The sequence below is a fragment of the Bradyrhizobium sp. HKCCYLRH2060 genome (genome assembly GCF_051168135.1).
Taxonomy (GTDB): Bacteria; Pseudomonadota; Alphaproteobacteria; order Rhizobiales; family Xanthobacteraceae; genus Bradyrhizobium.
The window spans coordinates 25593-38672 of sequence record NZ_JBNPUK010000023.1; the positions used below are offsets into that span (position 1 = coordinate 25593).

The following is a 13080-nucleotide window of genomic DNA, read 5'->3' on the forward strand; positions in this document are numbered from 1 at the left end:
ACCCTAGCAACGTCACTGCGGCGGAGTCGGGGCGCCCGGCGCGACGGGTTCCATCAGACGGAATCAAGCTGATTTGGCCCTGTCCACAACTTCTGAATAAATTAATTCTGTTGCTTTTTTTCAGAAACAATGTTTATGTATCGCCATCTTGGACCCGCCGAGAGGGGCGCTTCGCGATCGTCACGAGACGTGGGGTCTGGGGATGCGGTGGCCGCAGGCGTGCTGCAGCGGGCTTACGGGCTCGCCGACGAACGGCAGGCTTGCGGACGTGAAGACGCGTGGTCCTGGCGCCCCGATGCTGGCGCCTAGTCGTCGGGCGATGATCCCGAGGGCGACGGTGGCTAAGAAGCCGGACACCGGGGAGATCGCGACATAAGCGTGAAAACCATCGCGCGGGGAATGCCGGGATGTCTCGGCTGAACCTGTGGTTCCTGCCGCCTGCTTTTTTTCGCAGGCGGGCCATGGGTGCGGCCAGCGCCCGGCATTCCCCGCGCCCTCTCATTCTCGAGGGCGGAACGACCGGCAGAACTCGGACGCCATCGCGCCGCGGGACCGCAGTCCCTCGCCCGAACGAAAGGCGCGAGGCTGGAACAAACCGCAAACAGATTTGAATTTGAGGAGAGAGAGATGGTGCGCTCGGAGGGACTCGAACCCCCACGGTGTTACCCACTGCCACCTCAAGGCAGCGCGTCTACCAATTCCGCCACGAGCGCGAAGAAGAAGCCGGAGCCAGAGGAAGGGCGGCACCGGATCAGTGGCGCCCGTGTATCAAATCGATGTCAGGGGGACAAGGCCCGCCCTGCCCTAAAATACCGGATTGTGGACGGTTTTGGCGTGGGCCGTGGCGCGCTATCGCGACGTCGGCGTCGGCGAGCGCGGCAGCATCTGCTTGACCTCGACCGCGATGCGGTTGCGGTCGACCAGCACCACCCCATTTGCGATCGGCAGATTGTTGGCGAGCACCTTGACGTCGTCGGCCTCGGTGGCATCCAGCTCGATGATGGCGCCGCGGGACAGGCGCAGAACCTGGTGGATGGGCATGGAGCAGGTGCCGAGAACGACCATCAGGTCGACTGTCACTTTATCGAGGGTTGACACTGCAGGACCACCGAAGTCACGACTGGATTTTGATTGCCCAGACATCACCATGTTGTGGTTAGCCAATGGTTAACAGCCGCGAAACACTCGACCTGACCACCTTTGCGGGCCCTCCCGGCAACGCCGTGGATTGGCGCATCTCCGATTCGCCGGTCGACTACGCCCGGGCGACCGAATTCATGGAGGCGCGGGCGGCCGCGATCGCCGCCCATGAGGCCGCGGAGATGGTCTGGCTGCTGGAGCATCCGCCGGTCTACACGTCAGGCACGTCGGGCAAGGCCGAAGACCTGCGCGATCCGCGCTTTCCGCTGGTGCCGACCGGCCGCGGCGGCCAGGTCACCTATCATGGCCCCGGCCAGCGCGTGGCCTATGTCATGCTCGACCTCAAGCGGCGGCGCCCCGACGTGCGCGCCTATGTCGCCGCGCTCGAGGAGACCATCATCCGCACCCTCGACGCCTTCAACGTGCGCGGCGAGCGGCGCGAGGATCGCGTCGGCGTCTGGGTCAAGCGGCCCGACAAGGGCGAGGGCCACGAGGACAAGATCGCCGCCATCGGCGTGCGGCTGAAGCGCTGGGTGACCTTCCACGGCATCGCCATCAATGTCGAGCCGGACCTGTCGCACTTCCAGGCTATCGTGCCCTGCGGCGTGACCGATCCGCGCTACGGCGTCACCAGCCTGGTCGATCTCGGCCTGCCGGTGACGCTCGCCGATGTCGACGTCGCGTTCCGGCAGGCGTTCGAGAGCGTGTTCGGCGCCGTCAGCGTCGCGCAGCCGGAGACGGCATGAGCTCACGCGGCGCCCTGCTGCGGCGGGACGTCGAGCTTCGCCGCAACATAGCGGCGCTCCTGGCTCAGGCCGCCGAAGCCGTAGGCATCCGCCTTGACCTCGTCGACATGCAGATAGGTCTCGTGATGCAGCGGGCCGATCAGCTCGGCCATGCGCGCGAACACCGCGGCGAGATAGGCGGCCTTCTCGTCCTTGGTGTTGGTGCCCTCGCTGACGTGAACGTCGATCCAGTAGCTGGCAAGCCCTTGCTCCGCCAGCGAGGCGCCGCCAGCGAACCAGTCCGCGGCGTCCGCTTCCGAGACGATGACGGCGGTGACCTTGGGATCCTTGCGCAGGATGCGCGCGGTCAGTTCGGTGATGGCGTCCGCAATGGCCTTCTTCAGCGACGGCGGGCGGCGCTGGCTGGCATAGACGATGTTGATCAACGGCATGGTCGGCTCCCGGTATCCAGCGCGTGACTGCGCTTCGGGAGCAAAGCTAGCCGCGCGCCGCTCATTTTGGTACCTTATCGATATGGATATCAATGATAACGAGTTCATATGACCGCCACGCTCGACATCGCGACCGTCCGCGCCTTTCTGCTGGTGAGCGACCTGCACAGCTTCACCCGGGCGGCCGAGACGCTCGGCACCACCCAGGCCGCGGTCAGTCTCAAGCTGCAGCGGCTCGAAGCGCTGCTCGGAAAGCGGCTGGTCGAGCGTTCGCCGCGCGCGGTCCGGCTCACCGCCGACGGCGCGGCCTTCGCCGAGAACGCCCGCGCGCTGGTTGCCGCGCATGACCTCGCGCTCACCGGGCCCCCCCGCATCCGGCCGCTGCTGTCGCTGGGGATCAGCGATCACGTCGCCGGCCCCGAGCTGGTGCCGATGCTCGAGCAGTTGCATGCTGCCATGGCGGACCTCGTGCTGTCGGTCAGCATCGGCTTCTCGCGCGACCTGCTCGACCGCTACGATGCCGGCAAGCTCGACGCCGTGATCGTCCGCCAGGAGGCGAGCCGCCGCGGTGGCGAGGCGTTGATCACGGACGAGTTCGGCTGGTTCGCAGCGCCCAGATTTCGTCTGCCGGCCGGCGGCACGCTGCCGCTCGCCACGCTCGCACCGCCCTGTGGCGTGCGCAGCATCGCGGTCCGCGCGCTCGAGCGCGCGCGAATCAGCTTCAGCGAGACGTTCGTCGGCGGCGGGGTGACGGCCGTTGCGGCCGCCGCGCGCGCCGGTCTTGCGATTGCGCCGCTGGCCCGCCGGATCGCACCCAGCGGACTGATCGATATCGGAACGGATCTCGGCCTGCCCAAGCTCGGCCGCTCCAAGGTGATGCTGCATGCAAAGGCGGGAGATGCGGCCAAGCGCGCGGCCTTGCGCACGCTGGCCGCGGCATTCCGAAGCGCCGCGATGTCGAAGTAATTGACGCCGACAGGACCTGATGTAGCATGGGTTAATAATCGGAGTTCAGGAGCAGCGGCTTGAACCGTCTCTTGACCGCAGCTGACATCGTCAGCGCCCCAGCAAAGCCGAGCCCGGCCTCGACCGGCGCGACCGGCCTCGAACCATTGCATCGCCACGCGCTGATCCGGACCTCGAACGCCGACGTGCTGCGCGACCTCGCGGGGCGCCGGCTCGGCGCCGAGCGCGTCGACTTCAGGAACGCCGAGCGCTTCGAGGCGATCGTCAACCTGATCGAACTCGAGACCATCGGTCTCGCCTTCGGCACCACGACCTGCGACATGGTCTGCGACCATCGCGCCGCCGACTTCATCAGAGTGCAGATCGCCCTGAAGGGACGCGCGGTCAGTTGCACTCCCGGCGAGGCGACCGACGTCAATGAGCATCAGTTCGCGGTCGCGCCGGCCGGCGTGCCATGGCAGATGGCGTGCCAGGGCGGCCATCGGCGACTGACCCTGCGGCTCGATCCGCAGGCGCTGCGACGGCGCCTCACGGCGCAGGTCGGCGTGCAGCCGCGCACCGACTTCGTGATCGACCCTGCCATTCCGGCCGCCGATCCGCAGGCCCGCAGCCTGATGCGGCTGCTGGACTTCCTGACGACCCAGCTCAACGAGCAGGATACGGCGTTCCCCGCCGCAGTCTATCGCGAGCTGGAGGATGCGGTACATGTCGCCTTCCTCTGCGCCAGCCGTCATCGTTTCCGCGACACGCTCCTGGATCCCTCTCCGATGCCGGATTTCGGCCTGGTCAAGCGGCTAGAGGACTATATCGAGGCCAACTGGCGCGAGCCGATCACGATCGAGCGGCTGGCGCGCGAGGCCGGCGTCAGCGTCCGGTCGATCTTCCGCCTGTTCGAGCGTGTGCGCGGCTATTCGCCGATGGCCTTTGCCAAATCGGTGCGCCTACGGCGCGCCCACGAGATGCTGCGCTCGGGCGATCCCGCCGTCACGGTGGCGGCGGCAGCCGCCGCCTGCAACTTTGCCAATGCCGGACACTTCGCCCGCTACTACCGCGCCACGTTCGGCGAGCTGCCATCGGCAACGATGGCCCGGGGCGAGCGGTCATGACGCGCTCGGCCGCTCACAGGATGGATTCGAGCGCGCTGCGCAGGCTCTGATGCCGGAACACGAAGCCGCTCGACAGCGCCTTGTTCGGCACCACGCGCTGGCCGCCGAGCAAGAGCTCCTCGGCGAAGTCGCCACCGATCCGGCGCAAGAGGCCGGCGGGAACACGCAGCAGCGCCGGACGCCGCAGGCAGCGCGCGAGCTCGGCGGTGAAGGCGAGATTGCGCACCGGCAGCGGCGCCGTCGCATTGACCGGCCCGGTGATGGCATCCGTCGCGATCACATGCGCGATCAGCCGAACGAGATCGTCGCGCTCGATCCAGGACATCCATTGCAGGCCGGAGCCGAACGGCCCGCCCAGGCCGAACTCGAACGGCGTCAGCATCCGCGCCAGGAAGCCGCCGTCGCGGCCGACGACGAGCCCGATCCGCAGCAATGCGACGCGGACACCGTGCGCTTCGGCACCGCGCGCCGCCTGTTCCCAGGCGTCGCAGAGGTCATGGCTGAAGCAGGCATGCGACTTGGCCGATTCGGTCAGAGGCTGGTCCTGCCACAGGCCGTACCAGCCGATCGCCGAACCGTTGACCAACACCTTCGGCTTGCGGTCGAGCCGCGCGATCAGGGATACGACCGCTTCCGTGGTAGCAAGCCGGGACTGCAGGATCGTCGCGCGCCTGGCCGCGGTCCACGGCGCATTGCCGATCGGCTCGCCGGCCAGGTTGACGATCGCGTCGATACGGGTGCCGGAGGCGAGCTGATCGAGACGTGTGATCAAGGTCAGCGGCGCCGGCAACATGGCGGCCTTGGCCGGGTCGCGGACCAGGGCGACGACGTGATGACCGGCCGCAGTGAGACCGGCCGCCAGCCGCGCGCCGATGAAGCCAGTCGCACCGGTGATGAGGATGGTCTGCGCCGGCGGCAGCGCCGCGACCAGCCCGGCCGCATCCGGCTGCGACATTCGCGCAAGGCGCCGGGCCGCGGCGAAGTCGCGCAGGCCGCACAGCGCGGCGCCAACCGCGGCGGCAGCAGCAATCCAGCTCAGCACGCCGGCATAGGCCGGCACGATCACCGAAGGCCGCATCGCCCAGCCGATCAGCAGCGGCACCAGCAGCATGAGGATCGCACCGTAGTTGATGGCGAGCAGTGTGTGATTGATGCGTTCGCTCGGCGGCAGCTTGCGCGTCAGATCCTCCTCGACGAAATCGGTGAGGGTGATGGCGATCTCGGCCAGGAGCACCGCGAGCACGAGGATCGCGAACAATCCATGCACCTCGCACCAGCCGAGGACGGCGAACAGCAGCGCATAGAGCCCATTGCGGACGCCGTGCAGCTTGAGCTCGCCCCGCTGTGACGGGCGCCAGGCCAGGCGCTCGGTGAACTCATGGTGATAGAAGGTGTCGAACACGCCCATCACGATCTGAAGCGCGATCAGGGACCAGAGCAGCGGCGTCATGGTGCGGACTCCCGGAACACGGCGCTCTGGCGCATGATGCGCCCGAAGCGCGGATGGACGATCTCGAGCGAGAAGCGAAAGACGCCGCTGCCGAGATCGGAATGGGTGACGGTGAGGTCGCCGGGCGTGAGCCATGCCGGCAGCACCCAGCGCCGGCCGGCGAAGTCGAACGTGTAGCCGGCGCTATGGAAATGAAGCGCGCCATCGGCGACGCCGACGCGCAGGCTCATGCTGAGGCCCCAGCCGAGATATTCCTCGAGCCCCGTCGGACCGGCGAAGCGCTTGGCGGAATGGATCACCTGCGGGAAGCCATGCGGGCGCCCGCAGATGCGCGTCCAGATCTGGCCGCCACTCGCCGCGTCCTCGGTCACCGCGACGATCATCGGCACGCCGATGTTCGCGCGCGTCGGCAGCGGCCCGCCGATCAGCCGCGCCAGATGCGCGAACCAGAAGCCGGCACGGCTGATCTCGGCCTGATCGACCTCGCCGACATAGACGACGGTGGCGCCATCGGCGAGGCGCTTGGAGAAGCGGCGCCAGATCGACACCGGCAGCCGTCCCCAATCCTCGGCCGACAGCAGCGCACGAAACCTGTGATCATCATGAAGCCTGGCGCTGGCGGGCGTTGAAAGTCCGGGATGTCGCATGGTCACCATGACGCCCTCCACTCTCTTCAAACGCTGCCGGACCTGGACCTTCCCGACGGCAGCAGGTTGACGATCTTCTCGCCGAGCTTGATCAGCGTGACGAGGCGCGGCCGCGGCACCTTCAGCATCTGCACGTACCAACGGTCGACCAGCTCGGTGAACGCCAGCATGTCCTTCAGCCGCTTGGCTGCGACCGCGCTGATCGCGGGATCGCCGGTCGCCTCCGCGACGCAGGCGCGCAGCGCCGCGATGGCGGGATCGATCTCGCGTTCCTTGCGGCCGGCCGCGATCCGCTGCGCCACCTCCCAGATGTCGGTCTCGGCCTCGAAATGATCGCGGCGGTCGCCGAGGATCGGCACGCGCCGGATCAAGCCCCAGGCGAGCAGCTCCTTCAGCGAGTTCGAGACGTTGGAGCGGGCCATGCCGAGCGTGTCGGCGATGTCCTCCGCCGTCATCGGCTTCTCGGCGAGGTACAGCAGCCCGTGGATCTGGCTCACCGAGCGGTTCACGCCCCACTGGTCGCCCATGTCGCCCCAGTTGAGGATGAAGCGCTCGACGGCGGGAGGAAGTTTTCGATGACCTGCAATTTCTGTCATGACAGAAATATCTGACTGAAGAGAGTGAATGTCAAGAGGCGCGGCTTTGAACCGGACTGGCGGCCGGCCAGACGGATGTTACGGCGCACATTTTGCGCCTGCCGACCGCCCGGTTCCCCGCCTGCCCCCCTCTGCAACAGGAGCAAGCCATGACGGCATCCGACAAGGCGTTCACTGGATCGATCCCGCAGATCTACGATCAACTGATGGTTCCCTTGATCTTCGCGCCCTACGCGCTGGACCTCGCGCGGCGCATCGCGGCGTACCTGCCGCGCGACGTACTGGAGACGGCGGCGGGCACCGGCGTGTTGACGCGGGCCCTGCATGCTCAACTGCCGCCGGAGGTCCGGATCACCGCCACCGACCTCAACGAGCCGATGCTCGCGCAGGCGAAGACCCATCTCGCCGCTGCGGACCGCATCGCATTTCATCAAGCCGATGCGCTGGCCCTGCCCTTTGCCGATGCGAGCTTCGATGCCGTCGCCTGTCAGTTCGGCGCGATGTTCTTCCCCGATCGCGTCAAGGGCTATGCGGAGGCCCGCCGCGTGCTCCGGCCCGGCGGACGTTTCGTCTTCAACGTCTGGGACCGGATCGAGGAGAATGAAATTCCTCACGTCGTTCACGAGACGTTGCAACAGGTCTTCCCCGAAAGCCCGCCGCAGTTCTTCACCCGGACTCCGCACGGCTATTTCGATGCCGGGCGGATCGAGGCCGATCTGACCGCAGCGGGCTTCACGGACATCGCGATCGAGACGGTGACGCATCGCAGCCGCGCGGCTTCGCCTCAGGACCCGGCCATGGCATTTTGCCAGGGCACGCCGATGCGCGGCGAGATCGAAGCGCGCGGCACGCCCGGCCTCGCCGCCGTGACGCAGGCGACCGCGGAAGCGCTGGCGCGCCGCTTTGGCGAGGGTGCCATCGAAGGCCGGATACAGGCGCTGGTGATCTCGGCGGGGTGAGCGACGGACTCGCGCGCCGTGTCGTTAGAGCGTCGGCAACACGGAGAACGCCTCGCCCGGCCGGCGCGGTTTGAGCTGATCGGCCGTCGCCGGGTTTTCCATCACGGCATCGACACGCGCTGCTGGCGGTCCCTCGCGGCAGGCTGCCAACACGGCGGCGACGTCGTCCGAGGCACCCGCGAACAACGCCTCGACACTGCCATCGGTGCGGTTGCGCACCCAGCCTTCGAGGCCGTTGAGGATGGCCTGGTCCTCGACCCATGCGCGGTAGCCGACGCCCTGGACGCGGCCGCGAACCATGACGTGGACGATGGCGCGATCGGTCATGATCCGAGCCCCAGAAAATCGCGCAGGCGCTTCTTCACATCGGCGTCGCGCATCACGCGTGCCGTCAGCTCGGCCGACGGCAGCCCCTTGAGCTGCTTCGGCGAGACGCCGTCACGCAGCGCCTTCAGCGTCTCATGCACCGCCTGCGTCGCGGCGGCGATCGGCGCATGGCCCTGCAGCGCGACGCGGACACGGCGCGAGGCGAGATAGCCGAGATCGGACATCTCCTCCGGCGCACCGCCGAGCACGATCGGCAGCGTGGTGGCGGCCGCGACCGCGTCGAGCTGATCGCGCGCGGTGATGCCGGTGAAGAAAAGCCCGTCGACGCCGCAGGCCTCATACGCCCTGGCCCGCGCGATCGCGTGGTCGAGTGAGGTGATGGAAACGGCGCCCGTCCGCCCCAGGATGACCAGCGCGGGATCGCCTCGGCCGTCGAGCGCTGCCTTCACCTTGCCGACACCCTCGGCTAACGGGATCAGCTGCGGCTTCGCCTCGCCATAGCCCTGCGGCAGCAGCGTATCCTCGATGGTGAGACCCGCGGCCCCGGCCGCTTCCAGCTCCTGCACCGTTCGGCGCACGTTCATCGCATTGCCGTAGCCGTGATCGGCATCGACCAGCACCGGCAGCGCTGCCGCGCGCGACATCCGCCGCATCTGCTCGGCGAGCTCGGTCAAGGTGATCAAGGCAATGTCGGGATCGCCGAGGACGGCGAGCGAAGCCGCCGAGCCGCCGAACATGCCGAGTTCGAAGCCGAGGTCCTCGGCAACGCGGATCGAAATCGCGTCGTAAACGGAGCCGGGATGGACGCAGCGATCGCTGGCGAGGATTGTGCGCAACGCTTCTCGGCGAGTACGGAACGTCATCACGCCCTACCTCTCTCCGTCATTGCGAGGAGCGAAGCGACGAAGCAATCCAGAGTCTCTTGCTGGGCCCTGGATTGCTTCGCTTCGCTCGCAATGACGGCGGTTAGACTTACTACGCAAACTCCAGGATCAGCGCATCGACCGCGAGCGTGGCCCCTGCAGCGGCGTGGATCTTCTTTACCGTGCCGTCCTGCTCGGCGCGCAGCACGTTCTGCATCTTCATGGCTTCGATCACGGCCAGCGTCTCGCCCGCCTTGACCTCCTGCCCTTCGGTCACGGCGATCGAGACCACGAGGCCGGGCATCGGGCACAGCAGCTTCTTGCCGCTGTCGCCGGCGGTGACGACCGGCATCAGCCGCGCCGCGGTCGCCTCGGCCTCCGTGTAGACGTAGACCGGCGCTTCGACGCCCTGATGCGCGAGCCGCACGCCGTTCGCAATGAGACGCGTCTGCACTGCGATGGCCGCACCATCGATGGTGCCGTGCCACACGGCATCGCCCGGTTTCCAATCCGACACCAGCTGATGCGCCGGGCCGACCTTGCCGTCGCCCCCGACGAAGCGGACCGTGATCGCGCCGTTCTCCCTGGTGATGTCGAGCAGGATCTCGTCACGCCCGAGCCACACCGCGCGGCGGCCCTGCCGCTTCACAGGCCGGCCGATCATCTGCTGCGAGATCTGCCGCTTGCGCTCGCCGAGCACGTGGTCGATCGCAGCACCCACCGCCGCCAGCCGGCGCGCGATCTCGCCTTCCGGCGCGCGCGCGGCAAAGCCCTTGGGAAACTCCTCGGCGATGAAGCCGGTCGACAGCCGGCCCTCGCGCCAGCGCGGATGGTTCATCAGCGCCGACAGGAACGGGATGTTGTGGCGGATGCCGTCGACATAGAACGCATCAAGCGCGGTCGACTGCGCCTCGATCGCGGCAGCCCGCGACTCCGCATGGGTGACGAGCTTGGCGATCATCGGATCGTAATAGATCGAGATCTCGCCGCCCTCCTGCACGCCGGTGTCGTTGCGCACGGTGATGCCGTCAGCCTTGCTCTCGGCCGGCGGGCGATACTTCACGAGGCGGCCGATCGACGGCAGGAAGCTCCGGAACGGATCTTCCGCATAGACGCGGGATTCCACCGCCCAGCCGGTCATCGTCACGTCCTTCTGCGCAAGCGAAAGCTTCTCGCCGGCGGCGACGCGGATCATCTGCTCGACGAGATCGATGCCGGTGACGAGCTCGGTCACGGGATGCTCGACCTGCAGGCGCGTGTTCATCTCGAGGAAGTAGAAGCTCTTGTCCTGGCCGGCGACGAACTCGACGGTGCCGGCGGAGTCGTAGTTCACGGCCTTGGCGAGCGCGACCGCCTGCTCGCCCATCTTGCGCCGCGTCTCCTCGTCGAGCAGCGGCGACGGCGCCTCCTCGATGACCTTCTGGTTGCGGCGCTGGATCGAGCATTCGCGCTCGCCGAGATAGATCACGTTGCCATGCTTGTCGCCGAGCACCTGGATCTCGATGTGGCGCGGATCTGTGATGAACTTCTCGATGAAGACGCGATCGTCGCCGAACGAGGCCTTGGCCTCGGCCTTGGCGAGATTGAAGCCCTCGGCGACCTCGGCGGTCGAATGCGCGATGCGCATGCCCTTGCCGCCGCCGCCGGCGGAGGCCTTGATCATCACGGGGTAGCCGATCTCGTCGGCGATGCGCACCGCGTGCTTGTCGTCCTCGATGACGCCGAGGAAGCCGGGCACGGTCGAGACCTTGGCCTTGGCGGCCGCCTTCTTCGATTCGATCTTGTCGCCCATCGCGGCGATCGCGCCTGGGTTCGGGCCGATGAAGACGATGCCGGCCTCGGCCAATGCCCGCGGGAAAGCCTCGCGCTCGGACAGGAAGCCGTAGCCCGGATGCACCGCCTCGGCGCCGGTCTTCTTGCAGGCCTCGACGATGCGGTCGATGAGGAGATAGCTCTCGGCGGCGGCGGGCGGGCCGATCAGCACGGCATCATCTGCCATCTCGACATGCAGCGCATCGCGGTCGGCTTCCGAATAGACCGCAACGGTTCGGATTCCCATGCGGCGGGCAGTCTTGATGACCCGGCAGGCGATCTCGCCGCGGTTCGCAATCAGAATGGTTTTGAACATGTTCTTGCTTGATACCTTTGGGCGGGCTCCCCGCTCGTGGCACAGGCGTCACACCGCGAGCTTGACCGGTTCGTCTATACCAAAATCGCCCGCGCGCAACCCGCCTCTCGCTCGGACCGTGCCGTCCGGCGAGGCATGCCAGCCGCGGGCATTGCCGTCACCCGGAATAGCTGTGGAAACGTCCGCGCGCATAGGCGCGGGACACCGCCTTCATGAGCTCGCCGACCTCGGTCTCGAGAAAATCGTTCGCAACAATCAGGGCCCGAATGGCCGCGCGCAGGTCGCCCCCGCAGGCGGCAATGGCCTGATCCACGGCGGCCTCCAGCGCGAGGTGTTCAGCGTCCGTGGCTTGAGCATCGGTGTTGGATTGCGATCTGGGCTGCATGCGCGATGGCGGTCCTCGCTCCGGTCACGCCGTCATGTTCACTTTATGTTCTCTGGAGTCAAGGCGGATCACGCCGCCCCGATCTCTTGATGCTGCGGCTCGGCCTGCGGCTTTTCGGGCGCCAGGGTGACGGACGTCTCCTGGCCGCCCTGCCGCACCAGGCGGTGGATGAAGCCGAGCTTGCCGATGACCGGCGGCGTCAGGATGAAGGGATACAGATCGCGCGCGCCCATCGCCCGCGCGACGCTGTTCATGGCGAAGGTGAACGGCAGCCAGGCGTTGACGATGGTGTCGAAGTCCTCCGCGACATACGGATCGAAGGTGACGCGCGCTGTCAGTCCGCCGATCTGGTCGGCGGGCGGATCGATCTCGATACCGAACTCGGAGGCCATCTCCAGCGTATCGACGATGTGGAGGTAGTGCGCCCAGGTCTCGGCAAAATCCTCCCACGGATGCGTGGTGGCGTAGGCGGAGACGAAATTGTCCTGCCAGTTCACCGGCGGCCCCTGGTCGTAGTGCCGCTTCAGTGCCTCGCCGTAGTCCTGGGTATCGTCGCCGAACACCGCCCGGCATTCGTCGAGCCTTCCGGCATCGCGCACCAGCACGTCCCAGAAATAGTGTCCGACCTCGTGGCGGAAATGGCCGAGCAAGGTGCGGTACGGCTCGCCCATTTCGAGCCGGCGCCGCTCGCGCTCGAAATCGTCGGCCTCGGCCAGCGCAATGGTGATGAGGCCGTTATCGTGTCCGGTCAAAACCTTCTGCTGGCCGGCAGGATCATCGGCGAGGAAGTTGAAGATCAGGCCGTGCTCGGGATCCTCGATCCGTGTCTTCACGGGAAGCTTCCACCGGATCAGCGAGTAGAACAGCCGGTGCTTGGCCACCTCCAGCTCTCGCCATCCGGCGAGCTGCGCCGGATCGGACAGATTGGGAATCGTGCCGTTGTGCCGGCAGGCGCGGCAGAAGCCTGCGGTCTCGCCGATCTCAAGCAGCCAGTTGCACGCGTCGTGTTCGGCATTGGCGCAGAAGAAGCGCCCGGCCCTGCCGTCAGCCAGCGTCCGGAAACCCTCCTCCGCCGGCTCGATCGCCGACAGGGTCTGGCGCTCCGGCATGAAGGCGAGCTGATGGCCGCAGCGACCGCAGCTGCGATTCTCGAAATACAGGATGTTCTTGCAGGCCTGACAGACGAAGAGCTTCACGGTACGGACCTACGTGTTGCGGTGTTCAGGGCCTGACGACGCACGACAGTAACAGTCCGTTCCGGGGACGCGGAACTTTTTATCTGCCTCGACGTTCACGTCATGCGGTCGTTTGCCCGCCTTAATCTCTGCCCAGTTTG

14 protein-coding genes and 1 tRNA gene are annotated in these 13080 nt (G+C 67.1%); 4 read left to right on the forward strand and 11 right to left on the reverse strand.

Features of this window, described 5'->3' with window-relative positions; genetic code table 11:
* Positions 1-628: 628 nt before the first annotated feature.
* A tRNA-Leu gene (locus ACQR10_RS30505) sits at positions 629-713 on the reverse strand.
* Between the two features lie 136 nt (positions 714-849).
* Positions 850-1098 (reverse strand): FliM/FliN family flagellar motor switch protein, encoded by a 249-nt coding sequence (locus ACQR10_RS30510; RefSeq protein ID WP_315717718.1) that lies wholly within the window; start codon positions 1096-1098, stop codon positions 850-852.
* A 65-nt stretch (positions 1099-1163) separates the two neighbouring features.
* On the opposite strand from ACQR10_RS30510, the gene lipB reads away from it, so the two are divergent.
* Entirely contained in the window at positions 1164-1886 is a 723-nt protein-coding gene (gene lipB, locus ACQR10_RS30515) for a lipoyl(octanoyl) transferase LipB (RefSeq protein WP_315804926.1), read from the forward strand.
* Between the two features lie 2 nt (positions 1887-1888).
* Here the strand turns inward: lipB and ACQR10_RS30520 are convergent, their stop codons facing one another.
* Positions 1889-2317 carry a tautomerase family protein gene (locus ACQR10_RS30520; protein ID WP_315804925.1) on the reverse strand — a complete coding sequence of 143 codons (429 nt, stop codon included), beginning with the start codon at positions 2315-2317 and terminating at the stop codon, positions 1889-1891.
* A gap of 108 nt (positions 2318-2425) precedes the next feature.
* Here ACQR10_RS30520 and ACQR10_RS30525 point away from each other — a divergent pair, with 108 nt between their 5' ends.
* Positions 2426-3283: a LysR family transcriptional regulator gene (locus ACQR10_RS30525; RefSeq protein ID WP_316182159.1), complete on the forward strand. Its 858-nt coding sequence runs from the start codon at positions 2426-2428 to the stop codon at positions 3281-3283.
* A 59-nt stretch (positions 3284-3342) separates the two neighbouring features.
* Positions 3343-4389 carry an AraC family transcriptional regulator gene (locus ACQR10_RS30530; RefSeq protein ID WP_316216096.1) on the forward strand — a complete coding sequence of 349 codons (1047 nt, stop codon included), beginning with the start codon at positions 3343-3345 and terminating at the stop codon, positions 4387-4389.
* 13 nt (positions 4390-4402) lie between these two features.
* Here ACQR10_RS30530 and ACQR10_RS30535 read toward each other — a convergent pair whose 3' ends face one another.
* The 3 genes from ACQR10_RS30535 to ACQR10_RS30545 are packed head-to-tail and all read right to left on the reverse strand — an operon-like array spanning position 4403 to position 7082.
* Positions 4403-5839: a TIGR01777 family oxidoreductase gene (locus ACQR10_RS30535; protein WP_316216095.1), complete on the reverse strand. Its 1437-nt coding sequence runs from the start codon at positions 5837-5839 to the stop codon at positions 4403-4405.
* Complete coding sequence (locus tag ACQR10_RS30540; RefSeq protein WP_316216094.1) at positions 5836-6495, reverse strand: DUF4166 domain-containing protein; 660 nt, start codon at positions 6493-6495, stop codon at positions 5836-5838. The genes ACQR10_RS30535 and ACQR10_RS30540 overlap by 4 nt, the downstream gene beginning before the upstream one ends.
* Positions 6496-6512: 17 nt before the next feature.
* Positions 6513-7082, reverse strand: coding sequence for a GbsR/MarR family transcriptional regulator (locus tag ACQR10_RS30545; protein ID WP_315804920.1), 570 nt, complete (start codon positions 7080-7082; stop codon positions 6513-6515).
* A 149-nt stretch (positions 7083-7231) separates the two neighbouring features.
* Between ACQR10_RS30545 and ACQR10_RS30550 the strand changes: the two genes are divergently transcribed.
* Positions 7232-8041 carry a class I SAM-dependent methyltransferase gene (locus ACQR10_RS30550; RefSeq protein ID WP_316216093.1) on the forward strand — a complete coding sequence of 270 codons (810 nt, stop codon included), beginning with the start codon at positions 7232-7234 and terminating at the stop codon, positions 8039-8041.
* 24 nt (positions 8042-8065) lie between these two features.
* Here the strand turns inward: ACQR10_RS30550 and ACQR10_RS30555 are convergent, their stop codons facing one another.
* The 5 genes from ACQR10_RS30555 to ACQR10_RS30575 all read right to left on the reverse strand — a co-directional run bounded on the left by ACQR10_RS30555 (position 8066) and on the right by ACQR10_RS30575 (position 12940).
* Positions 8066-8368 carry an acylphosphatase gene (locus ACQR10_RS30555; RefSeq protein WP_316216092.1) on the reverse strand — a complete coding sequence of 101 codons (303 nt, stop codon included), beginning with the start codon at positions 8366-8368 and terminating at the stop codon, positions 8066-8068.
* Positions 8365-9231, reverse strand: a complete 867-nt coding sequence (locus ACQR10_RS30560) for an isocitrate lyase/PEP mutase family protein (protein WP_316216091.1) — start codon at positions 9229-9231, stop codon at positions 8365-8367. The genes ACQR10_RS30555 and ACQR10_RS30560 overlap by 4 nt, the downstream gene beginning before the upstream one ends.
* Positions 9232-9343: 112 nt before the next feature.
* On the reverse strand, positions 9344-11359 hold the full coding sequence (locus ACQR10_RS30565) for an acetyl/propionyl/methylcrotonyl-CoA carboxylase subunit alpha (protein ID WP_316216090.1): 2016 nt from the start codon (positions 11357-11359) through the stop codon (positions 9344-9346).
* Between the two features lie 157 nt (positions 11360-11516).
* Positions 11517-11744 carry a hypothetical protein gene (locus ACQR10_RS30570; protein ID WP_315804915.1) on the reverse strand — a complete coding sequence of 76 codons (228 nt, stop codon included), beginning with the start codon at positions 11742-11744 and terminating at the stop codon, positions 11517-11519.
* Positions 11745-11812: 68 nt separating this feature from the next.
* Positions 11813-12940, reverse strand: a complete 1128-nt coding sequence (locus ACQR10_RS30575) for a zinc-binding metallopeptidase family protein (RefSeq protein WP_315804914.1) — start codon at positions 12938-12940, stop codon at positions 11813-11815.
* Between the last annotated feature and the right edge of the window lie 140 nt (positions 12941-13080).